20 protein-coding genes are annotated in these 21,458 nt (G+C 57.6%); 10 read left to right on the top strand and 10 right to left on the bottom strand.

Annotated elements, in window-relative coordinates; all coding sequences use genetic code 11:
* Positions 1–147 precede the first annotated feature (147 nt).
* Both AC2AXP_RS05190 and AC2AXP_RS05185 read left to right on the top strand, forming a co-directional pair.
* Positions 148–1,398, top strand: coding sequence for an MFS transporter (locus AC2AXP_RS05190; protein WP_039992759.1), 1,251 nt, complete (start codon positions 148–150; stop codon positions 1,396–1,398).
* The gene (locus AC2AXP_RS05185; protein WP_004963802.1) at positions 1,395–2,837 is read left to right on the top strand and encodes a glycoside hydrolase family 32 protein; all 1,443 of its coding nucleotides are present in this window, start codon (positions 1,395–1,397) and stop codon (positions 2,835–2,837) included. The genes AC2AXP_RS05190 and AC2AXP_RS05185 overlap by 4 nt, the downstream gene beginning before the upstream one ends.
* Positions 2,838–2,877: 40 nt before the next feature.
* Here AC2AXP_RS05185 and AC2AXP_RS05180 read toward each other — a convergent pair whose 3' ends face one another.
* From AC2AXP_RS05180 to AC2AXP_RS05170, 3 genes are all read right to left on the bottom strand, one after another.
* Complete coding sequence (locus AC2AXP_RS05180) at positions 2,878–3,879, bottom strand: LacI family DNA-binding transcriptional regulator (RefSeq protein ID WP_088499677.1); 1,002 nt, start codon at positions 3,877–3,879, stop codon at positions 2,878–2,880.
* Between the two features lie 81 nt (positions 3,880–3,960).
* Complete coding sequence (locus AC2AXP_RS05175; RefSeq protein WP_198774034.1) at positions 3,961–4,545, bottom strand: HutD/Ves family protein; 585 nt, start codon at positions 4,543–4,545, stop codon at positions 3,961–3,963.
* Positions 4,545–5,915, bottom strand: a complete 1,371-nt coding sequence (locus tag AC2AXP_RS05170; protein WP_004963814.1) for a formimidoylglutamate deiminase — start codon at positions 5,913–5,915, stop codon at positions 4,545–4,547. The genes AC2AXP_RS05175 and AC2AXP_RS05170 overlap by 1 nt, the downstream gene beginning before the upstream one ends.
* 135 nt (positions 5,916–6,050) lie before the next feature.
* Between AC2AXP_RS05170 and hutC the strand changes: the two genes are divergently transcribed.
* From hutC to AC2AXP_RS05150, 4 genes are all read left to right on the top strand, one after another.
* Positions 6,051–6,836: a histidine utilization transcriptional repressor HutC gene (gene hutC, locus AC2AXP_RS05165; RefSeq protein WP_004963817.1), complete on the top strand. Its 786-nt coding sequence runs from the start codon at positions 6,051–6,053 to the stop codon at positions 6,834–6,836.
* A gap of 139 nt (positions 6,837–6,975) precedes the next feature.
* Positions 6,976–8,196 (top strand): imidazolonepropionase, encoded by a 1,221-nt coding sequence (hutI, locus tag AC2AXP_RS05160; protein WP_039992762.1) that lies wholly within the window; start codon positions 6,976–6,978, stop codon positions 8,194–8,196.
* Positions 8,193–8,996, top strand: a complete 804-nt coding sequence (gene hutG, locus AC2AXP_RS05155; protein ID WP_004963821.1) for an N-formylglutamate deformylase — start codon at positions 8,193–8,195, stop codon at positions 8,994–8,996. Before hutI ends, hutG begins: the two co-directional genes overlap by 4 nt.
* A 343-nt stretch (positions 8,997–9,339) precedes the next feature.
* Positions 9,340–10,878, top strand: coding sequence for a serine hydrolase domain-containing protein (locus AC2AXP_RS05150; RefSeq protein WP_004963824.1), 1,539 nt, complete (start codon positions 9,340–9,342; stop codon positions 10,876–10,878).
* Between the two features lie 6 nt (positions 10,879–10,884).
* Here AC2AXP_RS05150 and AC2AXP_RS05145 read toward each other — a convergent pair whose 3' ends face one another.
* Together AC2AXP_RS05145 and AC2AXP_RS05140 are read right to left on the bottom strand one after the other, a co-directional pair.
* On the bottom strand, positions 10,885–11,415 hold the full coding sequence (locus tag AC2AXP_RS05145; protein WP_198774037.1) for a chorismate mutase: 531 nt from the start codon (positions 11,413–11,415) through the stop codon (positions 10,885–10,887).
* A 123-nt stretch (positions 11,416–11,538) separates the two neighbouring features.
* A complete protein-coding gene (locus AC2AXP_RS05140; protein ID WP_198774038.1) occupies positions 11,539–12,054 on the bottom strand; it encodes an anti-virulence regulator CigR family protein in 516 nt (171 codons plus the stop codon).
* Between the two features lie 470 nt (positions 12,055–12,524).
* Between AC2AXP_RS05140 and AC2AXP_RS05135 the strand changes: the two genes are divergently transcribed.
* Positions 12,525–12,704 (top strand): hypothetical protein, encoded by a 180-nt coding sequence (locus AC2AXP_RS05135; RefSeq protein ID WP_004963831.1) that lies wholly within the window; start codon positions 12,525–12,527, stop codon positions 12,702–12,704.
* A gap of 50 nt (positions 12,705–12,754) precedes the next feature.
* On the opposite strand, the gene AC2AXP_RS05130 is transcribed toward AC2AXP_RS05135, so the two are convergent.
* From AC2AXP_RS05130 to AC2AXP_RS05110, 5 genes are all read right to left on the bottom strand, one after another.
* Positions 12,755–13,630 carry a nucleoside-specific channel-forming protein Tsx gene (locus AC2AXP_RS05130; protein WP_004963834.1) on the bottom strand — a complete coding sequence of 292 codons (876 nt, stop codon included), beginning with the start codon at positions 13,628–13,630 and terminating at the stop codon, positions 12,755–12,757.
* Between the two features lie 374 nt (positions 13,631–14,004).
* Positions 14,005–14,277, bottom strand: coding sequence for a hypothetical protein (locus AC2AXP_RS05125; protein ID WP_004963838.1), 273 nt, complete (start codon positions 14,275–14,277; stop codon positions 14,005–14,007).
* A gap of 85 nt (positions 14,278–14,362) precedes the next feature.
* Positions 14,363–15,253, bottom strand: coding sequence for an aromatic amino acid DMT transporter YddG (gene yddG, locus AC2AXP_RS05120; RefSeq protein WP_484381456.1), 891 nt, complete (start codon positions 15,251–15,253; stop codon positions 14,363–14,365).
* A 208-nt stretch (positions 15,254–15,461) separates the two neighbouring features.
* Positions 15,462–16,832 carry an APC family permease gene (locus AC2AXP_RS05115; RefSeq protein ID WP_039992173.1) on the bottom strand — a complete coding sequence of 457 codons (1,371 nt, stop codon included), beginning with the start codon at positions 16,830–16,832 and terminating at the stop codon, positions 15,462–15,464.
* Positions 16,833–16,961: 129 nt separating this feature from the next.
* Entirely contained in the window at positions 16,962–18,380 is a 1,419-nt protein-coding gene (locus AC2AXP_RS05110; protein WP_198774042.1) for a glutamine synthetase family protein, read from the bottom strand.
* A 237-nt stretch (positions 18,381–18,617) separates the two neighbouring features.
* On the opposite strand from AC2AXP_RS05110, the gene puuD reads away from it, so the two are divergent.
* From puuD to puuC, 3 genes are read left to right on the top strand one after another with little or no spacing between them, the layout of a single operon-like run.
* On the top strand, positions 18,618–19,385 hold the full coding sequence (puuD, locus tag AC2AXP_RS05105; RefSeq protein WP_484381455.1) for a gamma-glutamyl-gamma-aminobutyrate hydrolase: 768 nt from the start codon (positions 18,618–18,620) through the stop codon (positions 19,383–19,385).
* Positions 19,382–19,939, top strand: coding sequence for an HTH-type transcriptional regulator PuuR (puuR, locus tag AC2AXP_RS05100; protein WP_004963856.1), 558 nt, complete (start codon positions 19,382–19,384; stop codon positions 19,937–19,939). The genes puuD and puuR overlap by 4 nt, the downstream gene beginning before the upstream one ends.
* 15 nt (positions 19,940–19,954) lie before the next feature.
* On the top strand, positions 19,955–21,451 hold the full coding sequence (puuC, locus tag AC2AXP_RS05095; RefSeq protein WP_273867783.1) for an aldehyde dehydrogenase PuuC: 1,497 nt from the start codon (positions 19,955–19,957) through the stop codon (positions 21,449–21,451).
* The last annotated feature ends 7 nt before the right edge of the window (positions 21,452–21,458 follow it).

The following is a 21,458-nucleotide window of genomic DNA, read 5'->3' as shown; positions in this document are numbered from 1 at the left end:
ATAGCCCTATTTCGTGATGGCGATCGCGCATCGCAAATGTTAACGTTAACTTTTGTGATTAACATCGCAAACAAGGCGCAGAACATCTTCCAAAGCGCAAAAGTTAACGTTAACAATAACGCCAACTTTCCTCACTGGGACATGGTCATGAACCGCGAAACAAAAAAATACTATCTGCTACTGAGCGGCCTGTTGTTCTTCTTTTTCTTTACCTGGTCATCCAGTTTTTCACTGATCGCCATCTGGCTGCATCAAAAAATCGGGCTGAAAGGCGCGGAAACCGGGCTAATCTTTTCCGCCATGTCGCTGATGGCGCTGTTTATCCAGCCGTTATACGGTTTTATTCAGGACAAGCTCGGCTTGCGCAAGCATCTGCTGCTGTTTATCGGCGTGCTACTGGTGCTGACCGGTCCGTTCTTTATCTATGCCTACGCACCGCTGCTGCGCTTCAACCTGGCGCTGGGTGCTCTGGTCGGCGGCGTGTTCATCAGTCTGGCATTCAACGCCGGTATCGGCGTTCTGGAATCCTACACCGAGCGCGTCAGCCGCATTGTCGGCTTCGAGTTTGGCCGCGCCCGCATGTGGGGATCGCTCGGCTGGGCCAGCGCAACCTTCTTTGCCGGATTTATCTACAACATTAATCCCAATATCAATTTCTGGCTGGCTTCCGGTTCGGCAGTGCTGTTCCTGTTGCTGCTCAGCCAGGTGCAGGTGCTGAAACCCAACGCCATGGCGGCGCTGGAGTATGGCAAACCGGACAACCTGCGTTTGCAGGACGCGCTCGACCTGCTTCGCCTGCCGCGCTTTTGGGCACTGGTGGTGTTCGTCATCGGCACCAGCGTCTACGGCGTTTTCGACCAGCAGTTTCCGGTCTATTTTGCCTCTCAGTTCTCAAGCGCGCAGCAGGGCAACGAAATGTACGGCTTCCTCAATTCGTTGCAGGTGTTTCTCGAGGCCGGTGGCATGTTCCTCGCCCCGTTGCTGGTCAACCGCATCGGTATCAAGCAAAGCCTGCTGCTGGCCAGTAGCGTGATGGCATTGCGTATGTTCGGTTCCGGCCTGGCCAGCGGCGCCATCATGATTTCGGCGATGAAACTGCTGCATGCGGTAGAACTGCCGATCCTGTTGGTGGCGCTGTTCAAATACATTACCAGCCGCTTCGACAGCCGCCTGTCCTCCACGCTGTACCTGGTCGGCTTCCAGTTTATCGGCCAGGTTGCCGCCAGTTTCCTGGCGCCGCTGGCGGGCTATGGCTACGACCATATCGGCTTTGCCGATACCTATCTGCTGATGGGGTGCGCCGTGGCCTGCACCACCCTGCTTTCCTGTTTCCTGCTGCGCGGCGAATCGGCCGACGGTAAACCGAACATTCATCCCGTAAGTGAGCCAAGCCAATGAAAAATACTTTAGCCCAAGCCGATCATGCCGTAGAAATGCTGCGCGCCACGCGTAAGGACGATTATTACCCGCGCTTCCATCTGGCGGCCGCCGCCGGCTGGATCAACGATCCCAACGGGTTGATTTGCTTTAACGGCGTCTATCACGCGTTTTTCCAGCACCATCCGTATGACGAAAACTGGGGGCCAATGCATTGGGGACATGCCATCAGCCACGATCTGGTGCACTGGCAGCCGATGCCGATCGCGCTGACGCCCGGTGACAGCGATGACCTCGACGGCTGTTTTTCCGGTTGCGCAGTCGACGATAACGGCGTATTGACGCTGATCTACACCGGTCACCGCTGGCTGGGTGAGCCAGGCGACGACAGCCAGCTACGCGAGGTGCAATGCCTGGCCACCAGCGAGGACGGCGTACATTTCACCAAACACGGCGCGGTGCTGACGCCGCCGGATGGCATCCAGCACTTCCGCGATCCCAAGGTGTGGCGTCAGGATGGCCAATGGTGGATGGTAGTGGGCGCCAAGCGGCACGACCTCGGCCAGATACGACTGTATTGCTCCCACGACCTGCGTCATTGGCGCTTTGATCGCATCCTGGCGACGGCGGAGGAACCATCGCAGGGCTACATGTGGGAATGCCCGGATTTCTTCCCGTTGGGGGAACAACAGCTGTTGCTTTTTTCGCCACAGGGTCTGACGGCGCACGGCTACCGCCAGCGCAATCGCTTCCAGAGCGGCTACCTGCTCGGCAACTGGCAGCCCGGTAGCGACTTCGAACTGACCCAACCGTTTGTCGAACTTGACGCCGGGCACGATTTCTACGCGCCACAGAGCTTTACCGCCGCCGATGGCCGCCGCCTGCTGTTTGGCTGGATGAACATGTGGGAGTCGCCGATGCCGAGCAAAGCGCACGGCTGGGCCGGAGCATTGACCTTGCCGCGCGAACTTTCGCAGGCCGAGGACGGTAGCATACTGATGAATCCGGCAACCGAGCTCAGCGCATTGCGCGGCGAAGCACAGCGCTTTGGCGCCACTCAGTTCGCCAACCGGCAGTTGCTGCTCGGCGACGGGATACAAGAACTGGCGTTGAGCCTGGCCATCGACGCCAGCGATGCGGAGCGTTACGGCGTCAGCGTTGGCAGCGCCGTGCGGTTGTACGTTGACAATCAGGCACGTCGCCTGGTGGTTGAGCGTTTCAGCGACGACGCCGGGCTGTGCGGCTGCCGCAGCGTACCGTTGCCGGTGGGCGAAACGCTGCAGCTGCGCATTTTTGTCGATCGATCTTCAATAGAGGTGTTCGTGAATCGTGGTGAAGCCTGCCTGACCAGTTGCATCTACCCCAGCGACGGCGATCGGCGCATCAGTCTGTTCGCTGAAAGCGGCAGCGCCACCTTTGGTGAAATTACCGGCTGGGCGCTAAACGCTATTTGGCAGTAATCGCCAGGGCGGGTCCGTAGCGGGCCCGCCAACGGCAGGATTACATCGAACCACGCAACAACAGCGGGCATGGCACCTGCACCGTGTCGCGATGCTCGCGTTGTTCGATCAGGTGCAGCGCCGCTTGCCGGCCCAGTTCGTAATGCGGCAACTGTACGGTAGTCAGCGGCGGCTGGAACAGCTGACCGATGCCCACCATATTGTCATACCCTAACACCGCCACCTGCTGCGGTATTTTCCAGCCCTGCGCCAACAGCGTCTGGTACACCAGAAATGCCACCCGGTCATTGCCACACACCACCACGTCGCACTCTTTACGCCCCGGTGCAAAATGGCGCGTCAACAGTGCCACACAGTCGCGATAGTGTTCATCACCACCGGTCAGGTCGAGATGATACTGCTTCAACTGCGCCAGATCGCCGCCCGTTTCCTGCCAGGCACGTTCCAAACCACGCCGCCGCAGCATCGCCGCCGGCGTGCTTTGCGGCAGATGGATACACAGCGGCGCGCGGTAGCCTTTGGCGATCAGCGCGCGCATGGCGTCATACTGGCCCTGTTCGTCATCGGGGATGTACGTTGCCACCTGGCTACCGGCGCTGAGGCAGTTCGCCAGCACCAGCCGTTTATCCAGCAGCTTGGTCGGCAACGTAACCTCACGCAGCCCCATGGTGGTAAAGATCACCCCGTCAGGGCGGTGCGCCATCAGCAAGTCCACGGTTTTTTCCGCCGACTCATCGGCAAACAGGTTAACCACGAAACTTTGCCAGCCGTGTTCACGCGCGGTTTTTTCAATCGACAGGATCATTTCCACCGAGAACGGCGTGGTCGCGGTGTCCAGCGCCAGCACGCCGATGGTCTGCACCCGACCGCCGTCGCCGCGAATACGCCGAGCGGCCAGATCCGGCACGTACTCCAATTGATCAATGGCCTGTTTCACCCGGCGGTAGGTATCGGCACGCAGTTTGCCAGGTTCGTTGATGGCACGCGATACCGTCATCAGCGATACGCCGGCCAGTTTTGCTACGTCTTTCAGCGAGGCCATGCACCCTTCTCAGCGTCAAATGGTATGTAAAGGCAAATAATCCCATAACTTAGCCACCGACTCTAGCCGAATGCGCAGCCGTTAGCCACCACTCGGGTGGTGCGACCTAATATCAGCCCATAACGCCAACGCGTTTGGCGTCAACGGCACCAGTTGGCTGGCGTGGTTCATCGCTGACCACCAGCCGCCCTGCCGTGGATGCAGCGTGAGCGGCTGCGGCTGGCGCAATTGCCAGTCGCCACGCAGGACGTAGATCACGCCGGCATGACCCGTTGGCAACGGCGTAGCGGCTACGACAGCTTGCACGTCGGCGCTCTGGCGCCCACGCCGCGTCATGATGTTGAAATCCTGACTGCTGCCGCCCGGTAATTGCGCCTGCACCTCCAGGTCGCCGGAAAAGGCAAATGGTTCGCCAATCGTCGTCAAACGATGATCGACCTGACCGGCGCTGTATAAATGCACGCCGTCGCCTTCCAGCAGTGTGATCGAACGATCGATGCCGCTGAAGGCAGAAAACGGCCCCGCCTGGGCAATGGTGGCAATGCTGGCGCGCCAGTCAAAATCCGCGTTGCCGAGCGGCAGGCTGACGATTTCGCGCGTCTCCCCCCCGCCGTTACGCCACGGGCTGACCGGCAGCTGTTTGAATTCGAAACGGTTAAACGGCATTACGCCTCCTGCTGGAAGGTTTTCAACACCTGCATAAACGCGGCGCTGCTCTGCTGTTGCAGCGCATGTTGTCCCTGCTCGATCACTTGCCGTCCGCCGACAAACACGTCGCGAATCTGCTCTTTACCGCCGGCGAACAGCCAACGGTTGAGAATGGAGGCATCAGGCGCGGCAGCGAGGTAGGGATCGTTACCGTCCAGCACCAGCCAGTCGGCACGATAACCGACCGTCAGTTGGCCTAGCGCCACGCCGCATGCCTGCGCACCGCCCTGCAACGCCTGCTGGTACAGCACATCTGCTACCGCTGGCTGTTGTGCGGTGGTCAGACGATTGCGACGCCGATCGCGCAGCCGCTGACCATATTCGAACCAGCGCAACTCTTCCACCACGTTGAGGGATACATGGCTATCGGAGCCGATCCCCCAACGCCCCTGTTGTTGCAGATAGCGGTCGCCCGGGAAGATGCCGTCACCGAGATTGGCCTCGGTGGTCAGACACAGCCCGGCCACCGCCTGACTGCGCGCCAACTGCGCCAGTTCACCGTCATCCAGATGGGTGGCATGCACCAGACACCAGCGCGCATCAACCGGCAGATGTTCATACAGCCAGGCAACCGGGCGCTGGCCGCTCCAGCTCAGGCAGTCGTTAACCTCTTTCTGCTGTTCGGCAATGTGAATATGCACCGGCAGCGCACGGTCGGACGCGGCCAGCACCTGCTCCATTTGCCTGAGTTCCACGGCACGCAACGAATGGAAGCACAGCCCATGGTTCTGCAACGGCACGCCGGCCAGTTGCCCGGCCAGGGTTTGCTGCTGCGCCAGGTAACCGTCAACGTCCTGAATGAAACGCCGCTGTCCGTCCTGCGCCGGCTGGGCGCCAAATCCGGCGTAGCTGTACAGGACCGGCAGCAGCGTCATGCCGATCCCCGCCTGCCGTGCCGCCTGACTGAGCCGCCCGGTCATTTCGCCACGATCGGCATATGCCCTGCCGTACTCATCGTGATGCAGATAATGGAACTCCGCCACCTGGGTGTAACCCCCTTTCAGCATTTCGATATACAGCTGGCGCGCGATAATTTCGACCTGTTCCGGCGTCAGACGCTGTACCAGGCGGTACATCAGATCGCGCCAGGTCCAGAAACTGTCCTGCGGGTTGCCAGCCACCTCCGCCAACCCGGCCATGACGCGTTGAAACGCATGGGAATGGAGGTTAGGCATGCCGGGAACCACGTCACCCTGCAGACGTAGACAGCCTTCCGGGTTCGATTTTGGGGTAACCTTGGCAAGAAAACCGTGGGCGTCGACGTCCAGCCGGACATCATGGGCCCAGCCGGTGGCAAGCAATGCACGGGGAGCAAAATAAGCAGGCATGGCAGTATTCCAACGTTGGTATAAGGGCGAAAGCGCGCGACACGCGCATTTGTAAGTCAATTGTATATTTCTGGTTAATTGACCACTACTTGTATATACATATACATACGCCAGCAGCAACAGTAAACTGGTGTTATGATATTTTTATTTGACGAGGTTAACGTCGTGGTGGATCAACCGACCGTGTTACAGCTGGCTGCTGCAATGAGCGATACCCCTGCCCCCATTTATCAGCGGGTGAAGCAGGCTATCGTCAATCAAATCCGTGCGGGTCATTGGCAACCGCATCAGCGCGTGCCGTCGGAAAGCGAACTGGTGGCGGAGCTCGGCGTCAGCCGTATGACCATTAACCGCGCGCTGCGTGAACTGACCAGCGAAGGCTTCCTGATCCGCATGCAGGGCGTCGGTACCTTTGTTGCCGAAGCCAAAGCGCATACCGCACTGTTGGAAGTGCATAACATCGCCGATGAAATCGCCGCGCGGGGTCATCGCCATAGCAGCAAGATCCTGGAGTTCAAGGCGCGAGCCGCCAGCGATGAAGAAGCCAGCGCGCTGGGCATTTCGCCGGGACAACAGCTGTTTTACTCGCAGATCGTTCATTACGAAAACGAGATGCCGGTGCAGTTGGAAAACCGCTGTGTCAATCCGTTGGCAGCACCCGATTATATGGCGCAGAATTTCGATCGGGTTACGCCCTACATCTACCTGACCCAGGCCGCGCCGCTGACCGCCGGCGAGCATATCGTCGAAGCGGTGACGCCAACCCGTCAGGAACGCGACTTGCTGCAGTTGGAGGATCACGAACCTTGCCTGCTGATTCATCGCCGCACCTGGTCAGGGAAAACCGTGGTGACCTCTGCCCGCCTGCTGTATCCCGGCAGCCGCTATCAGCTGTTTGGCCGCTTCACCAACGAGGTGTGAGATGATGGGGGCGATAGCCCCCGTTAGTTACCGGCGATCACATCCTGATAACAAATTTCCCGCCCTGCTCTTGCCGCATGCCGATGAATGCGCTAGGTTGTTTTTAATTGTATATACAACCATGTGGGAGTTGGTCACCATGTCCTCCGAAATTCACTGCGACAGCCTGTGGTATGGCGCAGACCTTGTCACCATGCGCGACGGCAAATATCACATTCTGCATGACGGGGCCATCGCGGTACGCGACGGTAACATCGTCTGGATTGGCCAACGTGCAGCGTTGCCAGCGATTAGCGCGACCAAAACGGTAGAGTTTGACGGCGGCATCATCACTCCAGGCCTGGTGGACTGCCATACGCATCTGGTGTTTGGCGGCGATCGCAGCGCCGAATTCGAGCAGCGACTGAACGGCGTCAGCTACGCCGAGATCGCCGCACAGGGCGGCGGTATCGTTTCCACCGTGAAGGCCACCCGCGACACCGACGAACAACAGCTGTTGCAGCAGGCGCTGTTTCGCCTGAAACCGCTGCTGGCAGAAGGCGTGACCTGCGTTGAAATCAAGTCCGGTTATGGCCTGACGCCGCAAAGCGAACTGAAAATGCTGCGGGTGGCACGCCGGCTGGGCGAACTGCTGCCGGTCGAGGTAAAAACCACCTGTCTGGCAGCCCATGCGTTGCCGCCGGAATACGCCGGTCGGGCTGACGACTATATCGATTTGGTGTGCGATACCATCATTCCCGAAGCCGCCGCGGCCGGGCTCGCGGATGCGGTTGATGCCTTTTGCGAGCATTTGGCCTTTTCGCCACAGCAGGTGGAAAAGGTGTTCGCCGCCGCCGAGCGTGCCGGTCTGCCGGTCAAACTGCATGCCGAGCAGCTGTCTGCGTTGGGCGGTAGCGCGTTGGCGGCGCGTCATCACGCCCTGTCTGCCGATCACCTTGAATATGCCACCGAACAGGATGCACAGGCGATGGCCGCCGCCGGTACCGTGGCGGTGTTGCTGCCAGGCGCCTATTACCTGCTGCGTGAGACCCAGTGCCCACCGATCGCGCTGTTCCGTAAACACCAGGTGGCAATGGCCATCGCCAGCGATGCCAACCCGGGCACGTCGCCGGCTCTGTCGCTGCGTCTGATGATCAACATGGCCTGCACGCTGTTCCGACTGACACCGGAAGAAGCGTTGGCCGGCGTCACCCTCAATGCCGCCAGGGCCTTGGGGTTACAGCACAGCCACGGCTCGCTGGAAAGCGGCAAAGTGGCGGATTTTGTCCATTGGCCGTTATCACGCCCGGCTGAACTGGCTTATTGGTTGGGTGGGCAACTGCCCTGTACGGTGATTTTCCGAGGAGAAGTACGTCAATGACCATTCGAGATCCGTTTCAATTTCATACCGGCACTCTACCGCTGCTGATCAGCATTCCGCACGCCGGCACCCGCTTGACGCCCGCGGTTGAAGCCGGCCTGACCGACGATGCACGGCCGCTGTCTGACACCGACTGGCACATTCCCCAGCTGTATGATTTCGCCCGGGCGATGGGCGCCAGCCTGCTGGTGGGCAATTATTCGCGTTTTGTCATCGATCTTAACCGCCCGTCTGACGATAAGCCGCTGTATACCACCGCCACGACCGGTCTGTTCCCCGACGTGCTGTTTGATGGCCGCGCCAGCTTCCAGCCGGGTAAAGCGCCGTCAGAGCAGGAACGCGCCGGCTATTTACAACACATCTGGCATCCCTATCATCAACAATTACAGGATGAGCTGGCACGCTTGAAAGCCAAACACGGCTACGCCATGCTGTTCGATGCCCACTCTATCGCGTCGGTGATCCCGCGGCTGTTCGACGGCCAACTGCCGGATCTCAACCTCGGTACCAACGGAGGTGAAAGCTGTGCCACCGCACTGAGCGATCGGCTGCTGCGCCGTTGCGAAGATCAACAACGCTTCAGTTATGTGCTTAATGGCCGGTTTAAAGGTGGTTATATCACGCGTGCCTATGGCAAACCGGCTGAAAACCAGCATGCGGTGCAATTGGAGTTGGCGCAGGTGAATTATATGTCCGAACAATACCCGTTCGCTTTTGACGCCGAACGGGCTGCGCCGCTACAGCGTCTGTTGCAACAATTGCTTGAAACCATGATTGCCTGGGGCGCAGCACAACGCTGATTGCCCCCTTAATTTATCCTCCGGGTCGTCACTTTCCTGGCCCGGAGGCACCCTGCCTCTTCCTGCCCCATCCTGCTGCGTCCGGTTAAGCGCCAACAACGCTGGCATCTGATGTGCAATTTGCGTACCGCTTCGCAGTTTTAACTAAAACAGCGTTCCCATTTTACCCCAGCGCACAAAACGGCGGCTGCCGACGCGCGTGCTGCGCCACAATCGGCGCAAAACCACTGCCCGCGGCAGAATAAGAAACATCTGACTGAACCGTGCCAATCCCTATCAGTCCCAGTAGCCATCTGCTGAGACTGGAATTGATGCAGTCCGTCATGTCACTCTGGAGGCTACCATGTCCGATATCCCGCTAAACTGGCGCCAGGCCCATGCTGTCGCCGAACGGCTGCTGGCCGACTGGCAACGCCCAGGCGAGCCCGGTGGCGCGATTATCCTGTTTGACGCCGAGCAGACGCAGGCCGTCGCCTGTGCCGGCCTGGCCGATCTGGCCCAGGGCACCCCCTTTAGCGCCGACAGCGTGGTTCGTTATGCCTCGGTCACCAAGCATATCTTCGCTGCGCTGGCGCTTAACGCCGTCGATGGCGCGTTGCAGCTCGATCAACCTATCGGCGATTTGTTGCCACAGCTGCGCGGCGAATTGGCGAAAGTTCGCGTCGGCCAGGCGCTGGATATGACCAGCGGCTTGCCCGACGTACGGGAAACCCTCGGCCTGCTTGGCATTTCTGGACATACCGTCAGCGATGCCACGCCGGTGCTGGAGTTTGTTTATGGTCTGAACCGGCTCAACTTCCCACCCGGCAGTGAAATCAGTTACAGCAATACCGGTTATCGGCTGGTGGAGGCCGCGCTGAACGCGCAAGGTCACACGTTTGATCGACTGGTGCAACAACACATCGCCGAGCCGCTGGCAGTCCAACTGAGGGCGCCTGAGAGCTGGTTCGATATCGTTGCGGGACTGGTGCCCGGCTATTGGCCCACGCCTCACGGCTGGCAGTTGGCCAGCAACGGACTACACCTATCGGCATCGGGCAGCCTGACCGGCAGCGCCAACGCCCTGACCCGCTGGCTGCAATCTCTGCTGGCAGATCGCGGGCCAGGCGCTGGCGTACTGGCGCAGTTAAGCGCTGCGCGGCGTTTAGCCAATGGCCAGCTCAGCGATTATGGCCTCGGTATGGCGCATACCAGGTTGGGAGCGCAGCGCCTGTTGGGGCACGGCGGTTCGCATGCCGGCTATAAAACCCACTTCCTGCTGGCAGCCGATCGCAGCGCGGGCATGGTGCTGGTAGCCAATCGCGAAGATTGCGACAGTTTCAACATCGCCTTGCAGGTGATGGCCGCCTTGTTGGGGGAAACCCTGCCGCCGCGCAGTGATGCCATACCCGATGGCATCTATGCCAGCGTGGCTGAGCCCTACTGGCTGGAAGTCAACGACGGCAACGTCGCCTATTTGGGTATCAGCGAACCACTGTACCAAGGAACGGATGGCTATGCCGTATCGCTGTCGGCGCATATGCCGATGCGTTTGCGCTGGAATGGAGAAGCGGTCGAAGGTGAAGTGGGACATGTCACACGGCATTTCTTGCCAGTAACGCTGAATAACGATTGCCTGAAACACGTACAGGGAGTGTGGTATCACCCGCAATATCGTACTGCGTTTGAAATCCGCGGCGATCGGATACATATCGGCGTTGGCCCCGCAGCGCAGATCGGCAGGTTAAGCTCGCTGGGCCATGGCCGCATGCTGGTTGAATCGCAGGATGGCCCCTGGCTAAAACGTTTCTGTCTGTATTTCCGGGGTTATAGCGTCGATCTGATCGCCAACCGCAGCCGGGTGCTGACCTTTCAACGCAGCACCACCGGCCGTACCGACTAAACCAGACTAGGGCGTGCTGCGGGTTCTCACCGCCAGCAGCGCGTCAAACAGCCGCTGTTTATCGGCATCGCTCAGATTATGCTGTTGCAGTGCGTTGACGAACCCCTGACGCTCTGTTTCGCTAATCGGCCCAGCCTGCAAGCGCTGCGCCAGCCGTTGCAGTATGGCACTGCTCAGGCGCGCGATCTGCGGCCGCACCTGGTTCAGCGGGCGCGGCTGCCAGTGCTGTTCCGGCTGCGATAACCAGTCGGCCCGATACCGGTATTGAATCGCCTTGGCGACATCCATTTGCGCCATGACAAACGGTTTAATCGTGGCAGCATCCAGCCCTAGCGTTTCGGCTTCGGCCTGGGTACTGGCCAACACCTTGCTTTCCTGGGCCAGATCTTCAATCGGCAAATGCTGCTGCGCTTTATAGCCGGCCACGTCTTTCATCAATGACAGTCGCTGGTTGACGGTTTCGGCGATCGGCTTAGCCTCGTTCGCCAACGTGGAGAAACTGCACAGTAAACCCGCTATCAGCATAATTTTAAACATAATCCCTCTGTTTTTTCCGTCTGCGAATCAGGCAATATAATGCAATGCGTTCAGGCGGATCATCTTTATTTTCGCCCACAAAAAAGCCCTGCCGGAGCAGGGCTTGATATGTTTGCTTGCGTGCTAGTCGAAAACACCGTTAATTACGGAAGCGACAATCGCCGTGCTGAGCGCTACCAACACCAGATCGTCGCCGGCAACGCGCCATTCATAACCAGGATAATGTGGCAGTTGGCCCAGCAAGGACGCCGGTACGGCTTTCTTGGCGATGCCCGGAGGCAGCGGCTTGCCACGTGCCAGGTTCTTGGCAATGCCCGGAGGCAGAGCCTGATAGCCGGTCAGGCCATAGTTGAGAGCCAGCGGGCGCACACGATCGTAAGAAAGGTTCACGGACACCAGGTCGTTATTGCCGCCTTTGCCCTGTTTACCTTTGGCATGATCGCCGCTGTTACCGTTACCTTTACCGTTTCCATTACCATTGCCGTTGCCATGGTTGCCATGATTTGCACTGTTGCCATGACCGTTACCGTTGCCGCCGCCGTTGCCATTACCGCCTTTATCAGCGAAAACCGGTGCTGCGCTCATACCCAGTGATACGCACAGCGCCAGAGCTGTCAGGGTCATACGACGTTTTTTCATGATGTAACATCCTGCGTGGGGGAACTGAGATTACTATAAGTGTAGTTTACCCTATAAAGTATACGGAAAACTCTTATATTGTTTCCCCCTGCTCCGTGGGTCGCTGGGCACACTGCCGTGGCGATCGCCACCAGCAATATATAATGCATAACCATTCGGTTTTACTGAGCGTTTACCTAAGATTTTTCTTGCGACGTAATAAGCGATGCCGTACTTTGGTCAGGTAACAAAAAAGAGTTAGCATGCTCTTTTTCGTCACGCCTCAAATTTTCATGTGATCCAAACAGGATAAGACACGTCTCTTTCCCGCCGCTTGGTGCGGGACTCTTTTTCTCTTTTGGCCGCGTCCGCACCAAACTGGTGCTTTATGTTGAGATTTCGTGGTTAATATCTTAAATTTGACGGCTGAGAAACCTTAACCTCCCACGGTGGCCAGGTTGGCAACGGGTGGGCGTTCAGGAGCAAAAGTAATGCAAATGACCCTCATGGAATACATCACTCTGCATTTTAACGGCGATCTTCACCGCTACGCGCAGGCGGAAGGCGTAAGCAGCGATCAGATCCGCCGCTGGATCGACAACGAATGCTATGTCATCAAGGGACGACTGGTTATGCCGGTTAAGCACCTGCCTGTCGAAGTCATGCAGTGATGCCATAAAAAACCCCGTCGATGCGGGGTTTTTTATATTCAGTGCCACAATCAGAAATTGTAACCAACCACCAGATAGTAACCCCAGCCGGTAGACTTGATTGGCCCTTGCGGCGTGCCGATATCTACGCCATCTTGCCATTGACCGCCGTTATGGAAATAACGTGCAACTACCGAGTAATGCCAGTGATCGTAGTTCAGCGCCAGGATATGGCTGGATGCAATGGAATTGCTGGTGCGTGCCTGACGGCCGTTGACGGTGAAATCGTCCTTGCCCAGATCGGAGCCAAAATCAAAGTTGGTAAAGCCGATGTAATTCAGATTACCGCCCCATAGCTGGGTCAACGGCACAAAATATTTCACCTTGAAGCGGTAACCATCCCAGCTGTTCTGGTTGGCGGCACCGTAGTTCTGCCATTGGTATTTGGCATAAATGTTCATCGACAGGCTCATTGGCAGACCGGTATCGATGTCGGTACCCAGACCCATATACCAGGTGCTCTGGCGAGATGAATCGTTGCGTCCCATGTCATAGATGTAGTTGTTGGCGAAATACCATTCTTTAAACGGCCCGAAGCTGAGATCGGCGCCGGTCAGCTTGTCGATGGAAAAGCGCGGCTCGATTTCCATAAACAGCGGTGAACCTTTGTCCCAGATACCGCGATCCGGCGTATTGCCCACGCCAAAGAATTTCGGCACGTCGACGTAGCCATAGAAATCAAACCATTCGTGTTTGGCGAAGGCTTCGTATTCCAGATAGACATCGTTGTTCAACTGCGGTCCGAAGCGAGTATGGTAGCTCCCTACCACGTTCACGCTCTGATGCCACCAATCTGAAACGTATTGACTGTCTTTGCTATCAGCCATTGATGATGCACTGTACGATGCTGCGAGAAGCACACCTGCTGCGAGAGCTATTTTTTTCATTTTATTACCACATGCTTAAAGGGCCATTTCCTGCCCGTTAGAAAAAATGACAAATGAGTCTGAATGACACCTGGCGTAACCAACGGTGAATCAATGCACATTCACCGCGCGCATTATAGAAATCACCGAGTGTAATAATCTGTGATCCAGTCACCCATTTCGCGAATAGGTAATCGATTGCGTTCACATTTGTCAAATTATGTTTCATGCAAATTCACAATCGCTGTGATTTTTGTCATGAGCGGACGTTTTTTATGCAGGATTCGTGCCCAATTCCACCAACAGCCGGCTATCGTCCAGGTTACATTTTTTGACGGAAGATGCCGGCGCGCAGCCGGCAGAGATGGGGAGCGAGGGGGGTAAAACTGACTAACTCAACGGGCGCCTGGAACCGCTTTGGCAATATTGTCGGCGCGAAACACCACTTCTTCGCCACGTGCAATTTCCCACTCTTTGGGTGGGATATCCGTTTTCGGCGCGGCAGCGATCACCGTACCAATAATGCGCTTGTCTTCGCGACGCAAGATACTGACGTCAAGCTGATATTCGTGGCGCAGGTTGGCGGTGGTGAGCCGCACCGTATCGCCCCGGCCGAAGTTCTGATCGTCGATAATGGGCTGCTGAATAAACTGCACATCGCTTCTCATGGTTCACGTTCCTTCTGACAGAAGACGTAATTTGAGCTTAGCTGATTTCAGGCCTGACGCAGGGAGCCGTATCAAATATCTGCACTTATCCGCGAGTTGCTCGCCAGCATATCAGCGAGCCCAAAATCACCATCACCACGCCTTGCCAAAAGCTCACCGTCAGTGCGGTGCTGAGCAATAGCGCAGCAAATACCGAGGACAACACCGGGGTAAAATACGACGCCGTGGCCAATAACGTCATGTTGCCCCGCAAGATGCCGACATTCCATGCCGCATAGCCGGTCCCCATCGCCATGCCGGCGCACAGCAGCGTCGCGGTGACCGGCAGCGTGAAATGCAAGGCCGATTCATTGCTGAAGGCATATTGCAGCCACAGTACCAGCGCCGTCAGGGTAATGAACACCACCACGCCGTTATGACCCTGGGCAATACGCCGGGTGACGTTACAATAAACCGCCCAGATAACCGCGCCGCTGAACGCCAGGCAATAACTGAGCGGGTTACTGTGAACGTTTGCCAGCATTTGCGCCGGCGACCAGCCCCCCTCGCCGCTCATGATCCACCCAATGCCCAGCAACGCCAGCAATAGCCCTGGGATCACCCACAGCGTGGCTTTTTGGCCGTTGAACACAATGGCCATTAATACCGTCAGGCTCGGCCACAGGTAGTTGATCATGCCAAGTTCGATCGCCTGCAGCCGGTTGTTGGCGTAACCCAGTGACAAGGAAAGACAGATCTCATAAGTGACGAACAGCAGGCTGCCGAGCAATAAGTAGGGTTTGGGAAAATGGTTTAGTCTGGGCAGCCCCATCACCACCACCAGGAAAATCGCTCCCACGCTGTAGATCATCGCCGCGCCGCCAATCGGCCCCAGCGCTTCGCTGACGCTGCGAATCAGGCCGACGACGCTGCTCCACAGGACAATCGCCAATAATCCCATCAGCGTGGCGCGGTAAGTCGTGGAGATCGCAGGCATTTGACTCTTCCAATGAATTCATTTCAACCAGCGTTTGACTGTACAACGGCGCAGAGAAGAATAAAAGTGAAACGGAGATCGGCTCCCCGTTTCGGCAAATCACCCGTAGAGTCAGAGCGCCGGACAACACAGCGTCAAGGCAGCCAGATTTTCCGACAACGCCCCGATTACGCTGTGAGACCGCTGCACGCCTGGTAATGTGACAGCGTCACTGTTGGGTTTGGCGTTCGAACTGCGGTGGTGGCTGGCGGAAACGCCGGGTGAGGTATACCAGATAGGCAAAGCCCAGAGCCGCCCAGCACAACCCCATGGTCAGCGAGCTCTTTTCCAGATTCAGCCACAGCACGCCAACCGTCAGCGCACCGACCAGCGGCAAAATCAGGAAATGGACGCGATCCTTCCAGGTTTTGTTGCGCCCTTCGCGAATAAAGAAATGACTGATCACCGACAGGTTAACGAAGGTAAACGCCACCAAGGCACCAAAGTTGATCAGCGCAGTGGCGGTCACCAGATCAAAGGACAACGCAGACAGCGCCACGGCACCGACCATCAGCACGTTCAGCGTCGGGGTGCGCCATTTCGGATGAATGTAACCGAACAGTTTTTCCGGGAACACGTTGTCACGCCCCATGACGTACAGCAAGCGCGACACGCTGGCATGGGATGCCAGACCGGACGCCAGGGTATTGATAAAGGTAGTGCACAGGAAAATCGACTGGAACAGCTTGCCGCCCACGTACAGCGCTATTTCCGGCAGTGCCGCATCCGGCTGTTTGAAACGTTCGATCGTGGGGAAAAACAGCTGGATAAAGAACGAAACGCTGATGAAAATCACTCCGCCGTACAGCGCCGTCAGGAAAATGGCGCGCGGGATCACTTTGGCTGCATTGGGCGTTTCCTCGCTCAGCGTGGTGACCGCGTCAAAACCGAGAAAGGAAAAACACAAAATGGTGGCGCCGGTGATAATCGGCAACAGGTGGGCGTTCTCACTGACGAACGGTTGCAGGCTCCACACCGTTCCCAGCCCTTCACCGCGCTGTAGACCCTGAACCACCAGAAAAATGAACACCACGATGATCATGATCTGCGCCAGAACGAACAGGGTATTGAAGTTGGCGACCACGTTGACGCTCTTCAGATTGATCGCCGTCATGATGAACACGAAACCGACCACCCAGACCCACGGGGGAACCTCGGGAAACAGCGCGGTGAGGTAGATTTTCGCCAACAGCGTATTGATCATCGGCAGGAACAGATAGTCCAGCAGCGAAGACCAGCCGACCAGAAAGCCGACGTGCGGATTAATCGCCTTTTGTGCATAGGTATACGCCGAGCCGGCGGTCGGAAACTGGCGTACCAGTTTGCCGTAGCTGATGGCGGTAAACAGCACGCCAGCCAACGCAAACAGATAGGACGCCGGTACATGGCCGTCGGTGACGCCGGAAACGATGCCGAAAGTGTCAAAAACCGTCATCGGAGTCAGATAGGCCAGGCCCATCATCACCACTTGCCACAGCTTGAGCGACTTGCGCAATTGCGGCTTATCCGCGTCATTACCATCGATGACATTTGTTGTCATGGGAATTTCCTCACCAGCGTCCTGTACGCTCAATTGGAAGAAATGGTTAACCGCAGCGCGCAGCCTCGCCGGGCCACAGGATAGCCGACAAAATACGCCTGACGCGCGCGAGGGAGTGAATGGGCGGAATCAGGCGTTTTTCAGCATCCACTCAATTTCGGTTTCGGTGATCAGGCGTTCAAACTGCACCAATTCATCGGTTTTGCAGGCCAGGTAAACGTGAGTGAAGCGCTCGCCGAGCAAACGATGCAACACCGGCTGATGCTCAAACTCGTACAGCGCGTCGCTCTGGCGGATCGGGAACGGCAACCCTTCCTGCTCCAGTCCGTTGCCGGTTACCGGCTCCGGTAAGGACAGCGGAGTGTCCAATCCATATACGATGCCGGCCAGCACGGCCGCCATCACCAGATAGGGGTTGGCGTCAGCGCCAGCCACCCGGTATTCCACCCGATGACTGTCGCGATCGCCGCAGGGAATGCGCAGCGCCACGGTGCGGTTATTATGCCCCCACGACGCCTGGATCGGCACATACATGCCCGGCTGAAAACGCCGATAGGCGTTGACGTTCGGTGCCAGCAGCGCCATCGACGCCGGCATCAGCGCGATCATGCCCGCCAGCGCCTGTTTCAATAGCGCAGAATCTTCACCATCGGCGTCGGAAAATACGTTATTTCCCTCATTGTCCAGCATGCTGATGTGGATATGCATGCCGCTGCCGGCGTGCTCTTCATAGGGTTTGGCCATAAAGGTGGCGTGCATGTTGTGGTTTTCAGCCACCATGCGGATCAGGCGTTTCAAGGCCAACGCATGGTCGCAGGCTTGCAGCACGTCGCCGGTATGATGCAGGTTGACTTCGAACTGCCCAGGCGACGCTTCGGCCACCGCGCCGTCCGCCGGAATGCCTTGCAGGCGCGCCAGCTCGTCGATGTCACTCAGCACATCGGCAAAATGATTAAGGTTATCGACCGAATACACCTGACTCTGGGTGTTGCGTTCCTGGGTGCCCGGCGCACAAGGCGGTTGTAGATAGCCTTCGGCGTCGCGCTGGCGATCGATGAGATAGAACTCCAACTCTACCGCTACCACGGGAGACAACCCGCGCTGCCGCAAGCGCTGCCATACACGGTTCAGCACATTGCGCGGTTCAACGTCAAAGGGAGTGCCATCTTCATCCAGCATGGTGAGCAACACCTGACCGATATACTGCGGGTCCGCCGCCGACGGCGTCAGACTACCCGGCACCGGAACGCAGATATGATCCGGCTCGCCCAGTTCCTGCCCCAACCCGGCCTCTTCGACCACATTGCCCAGGATGTCCATCGCGAATACCGAAGCCGGGAAGTAACAGCCCTTCTCCAGCTTGTTCAAGCCAGCTAGCGGAATACGCTTGCCACGGAAACTGCCGTTCAGATCGGTCAGCAACACGTCAATGTGCTGGGTTAACGGATAGCGTTCCAGGTATTTGTTCACCTCGCGCTGGAACATGCTACTTCGCCTTTCTTCATTGTGTTGAACAAAGTTTTCCACTTCTACGATGTTGGTCTGCATGGGTCACCCGCCGTTATGTTTGCTCAGTGGTTTTCACTACTGTCTGCGGTCGATGTTTTCGACCAGGATGCTCAATATAATGTCCACCAATGAAACATAGATGCAACAAAATTGTTTTGCAAGTGTTACTTTTGGTTTGAATATTAGGCTACCCACTGCTAGATTTATTAAATATTGAACAAAAAAGCCAGCAAAGACGTGTTTCGTTCATAATTTCGAACATACCAAGAGGATATCATGGGCAATATATTTAACAGGCCGATCGTCGGCGTCGTGATGTGCCGCCATAGGCTAAACCAACATCCGACACAGACCTTGCAAGAAAAGTACCTGAATGCGGTACTCGCCGCCGGCGGATTACCGATCGCCCTGCCACACGCGCTGGCAGAACCGGATTTGCTGGAAAATCTGCTGCCATACCTGGACGGCGTGATGCTGCCTGGCAGCCCCAGCAATGTGCAGCCGCACCTTTATGGTGAAAACGGCGATGAGCCTGACGCCGATCCTGGGCGTGATGAACTGAGCCTGGCGCTGATCCGCCTGGCGCTGGACAGGCGCATTCCCCTTTTCGCCATTTGCCGGGGCATGCAGGAAATGGTGGTAGCCACCGAAGGTACCCTGCGCCGTCGCCTGTACGAACGCCCCGAGCTGTTGGAACACCGAGAAGATCACGATCTGCCGCTGGAACAGCAATATGCCCCGGCGCACGAAGTCATCGTCGCAGACGGCGGGCTGCTTTCGCAACTGATCCCGGATTGCAACCGCTTTTGGGTCAACTCGCTGCATGGCCAGGGTGCCAAGACCCTTGGCGCCGGCATACGTATTGAAGCGCATGCCGCCGACGGATTGGTGGAAGCCATCAGCGTACGCGATCGGCCATTTGCCCTCGGCGTGCAGTGGCATCCAGAGTGGAACAGCGATGAATACGCGCTGTCGCGCCTGCTGTTTGAAGGTTTCATCGCGGCATGCCGCCGCTACCACCAGGAAAAGGAACAGCGCCAATGAGCAATGCCAGCTTGGCTCCGGGGAAACGCCTGTCGCAGATCCGTCAGCAGTTAGGTTTGTCGCAGCGCCGCGTGGCCGAACTGTCTGGATTAACCCACAGCGCCATCAGCACTATCGAGCAGGACAAGGTCAGTCCGGCCATCAGTACGCTGCAAAAGCTGCTGACGGTGTACGGACTGTCGTTGTCAGCGTTTTTCGCCGAGCCCGACAAACCTGCGGAGCCGCAAATTGTGATTGAGCAAGCAGATTTGATCGAAATCGGCAGTCAGGGGGTATCGATGAAGTTGATTCATAACGGCGACCCCAATCGTACGCTGGCCATGATGATCGAAACCTATGAGCCGGGCACCACCACCGGCGAACGCATCAAGCATCAGGGGGAAGAGATCGGCACCCTGCTGGAGGGCGAAGTGATGCTGTTGGTCAACGGTCAGACTTACGCGTTGGCCGCCGGCCAGAGTTACGCCATCAACACCGGTATTCCCCACAGTTTCAGCAACACTTCGGCGCGCATTTGTCGCATTGTCAGCGCCCACACGCCGACCACATTCTGATTAACGGAGCAAGGTATGGATTTCCATCATCAGCAATACTGGCAACAGCGGGCGCAGGCCCTGAAGATTGAGAATCGACTGTTTATCAATGGCCGTTATCTGCCCGCCGCCGAGGGCGGTACCTTTGCGGTGGACGATCCCGCCGGGCAACGCGAGCTGACACAGGTCGCTCGCGCAACCGGCGTCGATGTCGACCTGGCGGTACGCGCCGCGCGTGAGGCATTCGAGCGTGGTGACTGGTCGCAGGCCTCGCCGGCGCAACGCAAGTCCACGCTGGCAACGCTGGCGACGCTGATGGAACAACATGCAGAAACGCTGGCATTGCTGGAAACGCTAGACACCGGCAAGCCGATTCGCCATAGCCTGCGCGACGATATTCCGGGGGCCATACGCTGCATCCGCTGGTACGCCGAAGCCATCGACAAGGTTTACGGCGAGATAGCCCCAACCGGCAACGATTCGCTGGCGCTGATCGCCCGCGAACCGGTCGGAGTGGTCGGCGCGATTGTGCCGTGGAATTTCCCGTTGCAGCTGGCCTGTTGGAAGCTCGGTCCGGCGCTGGCAACCGGCAATAGCGTGGTGTTGAAGCCGTCGGAAAAATCGCCGCTGAGCGCCATTTATCTCGCCCAACTGGCGACGCAGGCCGGGCTGCCGGACGGCGTTCTGAACGTCGTGCCCGGTTACGGCCACGATGCTGGCAAAGCGCTGGCGCTACATCATGATGTCGACGCCCTGACCTTCACCGGCTCGACCCAGGTCGCCAAACAGTTACTGATCTACGCCGGTGAATCGAACATGAAGCGCGTGTGGCTGGAAGCCGGCGGCAAAAGTGCCAATATCATTTTCGCCGATTGCCCGGATATTGATAAGGCCGCGCAAAACGCCGCCGCCGGTATCTTTTATAACCAGGGACAGGTTTGCATCGCCGGAACGCGTCTGTTGGTAGAAGAAAGCATCCAGCAACCGTTCTTGCAGGCGCTACGCAGGCACGCGGCCGCCTTCACACCTGGCGATCCGCTCGATCCGACCAGCGCGATGGGCACGTTGATCGACAGCGACCACCGGCAGAAGGTGGCCAACGCTATTGAACGTGGCCTGCAGCAGGGTGCCACACTGTTTCTCGACGGCCGCACGCACCCGTTGGGCGATCATGACGGTTATCTGGGACCGACCATTCTGACTGCGGTAGACAACCGTATGGACCTTGCCCGTGAGGAGATATTCGGCCCGGTACTGGCGGTGACGACGTTTAACGGTGAACAACAGGCGATTCAATTGGCCAACGACAGCGATTACGGTCTGGGAGCCGCACTGTGGACTCGCGATCTGTCGCGCGCCCATCGTCTGTCACGCCAACTGAAAGCCGGTTCGGTATTCGTCAATAATTACAATGATGGCGACATGACCGTGCCGTTCGGCGGCTACAAGCAAAGCGGCAATGGACGTGACAAGTCGCTGCATGCGCTGGAAAAATTCACCGAACTGAAAACCACCTGGATTTCACTCGACTAAGGACCGA

This window comes from Serratia sp. Sp408 (genome assembly GCF_057180665.1).
This window is presented reverse-complemented; position numbering and strand designations above follow the sequence as displayed.

What these genes read in the sequence shown, in the direction of transcription:
- AC2AXP_RS05190 (WP_039992759.1), top strand. Translation starts at nt 148, where the DNA reads ATGAACCGCGAAACAAAAAAATACTATCTGCTACTGAGCGGCCTGTTG.
- AC2AXP_RS05185 (WP_004963802.1), top strand. Translation starts at nt 1,395, where the DNA reads ATGAAAAATACTTTAGCCCAAGCCGATCATGCCGTAGAAATGCTGCGC.
- AC2AXP_RS05180 (WP_088499677.1), bottom strand. Translation starts at nt 3,879, where the DNA reads ATGGCCTCGCTGAAAGACGTAGCAAAACTGGCCGGCGTATCGCTGATG.
- AC2AXP_RS05175 (WP_198774034.1), bottom strand. Translation starts at nt 4,545, where the DNA reads ATGCCGTTTAACCGTTTCGAATTCAAACAGCTGCCGGTCAGCCCGTGG.
- AC2AXP_RS05170 (WP_004963814.1), bottom strand. Translation starts at nt 5,915, where the DNA reads ATGCCTGCTTATTTTGCTCCCCGTGCATTGCTTGCCACCGGCTGGGCC.
- hutC (WP_004963817.1), top strand. Translation starts at nt 6,051, where the DNA reads ATGATATTTTTATTTGACGAGGTTAACGTCGTGGTGGATCAACCGACC.
- hutI (WP_039992762.1), top strand. Translation starts at nt 6,976, where the DNA reads ATGTCCTCCGAAATTCACTGCGACAGCCTGTGGTATGGCGCAGACCTT.
- hutG (WP_004963821.1), top strand. Translation starts at nt 8,193, where the DNA reads ATGACCATTCGAGATCCGTTTCAATTTCATACCGGCACTCTACCGCTG.
- AC2AXP_RS05150 (WP_004963824.1), top strand. Translation starts at nt 9,340, where the DNA reads ATGTCCGATATCCCGCTAAACTGGCGCCAGGCCCATGCTGTCGCCGAA.
- AC2AXP_RS05145 (WP_198774037.1), bottom strand. Translation starts at nt 11,415, where the DNA reads ATGTTTAAAATTATGCTGATAGCGGGTTTACTGTGCAGTTTCTCCACG.
- AC2AXP_RS05140 (WP_198774038.1), bottom strand. Translation starts at nt 12,054, where the DNA reads ATGAAAAAACGTCGTATGACCCTGACAGCTCTGGCGCTGTGCGTATCA.
- AC2AXP_RS05135 (WP_004963831.1), top strand. Translation starts at nt 12,525, where the DNA reads ATGCAAATGACCCTCATGGAATACATCACTCTGCATTTTAACGGCGAT.
- AC2AXP_RS05130 (WP_004963834.1), bottom strand. Translation starts at nt 13,630, where the DNA reads ATGAAAAAAATAGCTCTCGCAGCAGGTGTGCTTCTCGCAGCATCGTAC.
- AC2AXP_RS05125 (WP_004963838.1), bottom strand. Translation starts at nt 14,277, where the DNA reads ATGAGAAGCGATGTGCAGTTTATTCAGCAGCCCATTATCGACGATCAG.
- yddG (WP_484381456.1), bottom strand. Translation starts at nt 15,253, where the DNA reads ATGCCTGCGATCTCCACGACTTACCGCGCCACGCTGATGGGATTATTG.
- AC2AXP_RS05115 (WP_039992173.1), bottom strand. Translation starts at nt 16,832, where the DNA reads ATGACAACAAATGTCATCGATGGTAATGACGCGGATAAGCCGCAATTG.
- AC2AXP_RS05110 (WP_198774042.1), bottom strand. Translation starts at nt 18,380, where the DNA reads ATGCAGACCAACATCGTAGAAGTGGAAAACTTTGTTCAACACAATGAA.
- puuD (WP_484381455.1), top strand. Translation starts at nt 18,618, where the DNA reads ATGGGCAATATATTTAACAGGCCGATCGTCGGCGTCGTGATGTGCCGC.
- puuR (WP_004963856.1), top strand. Translation starts at nt 19,382, where the DNA reads ATGAGCAATGCCAGCTTGGCTCCGGGGAAACGCCTGTCGCAGATCCGT.
- puuC (WP_273867783.1), top strand. Translation starts at nt 19,955, where the DNA reads ATGGATTTCCATCATCAGCAATACTGGCAACAGCGGGCGCAGGCCCTG.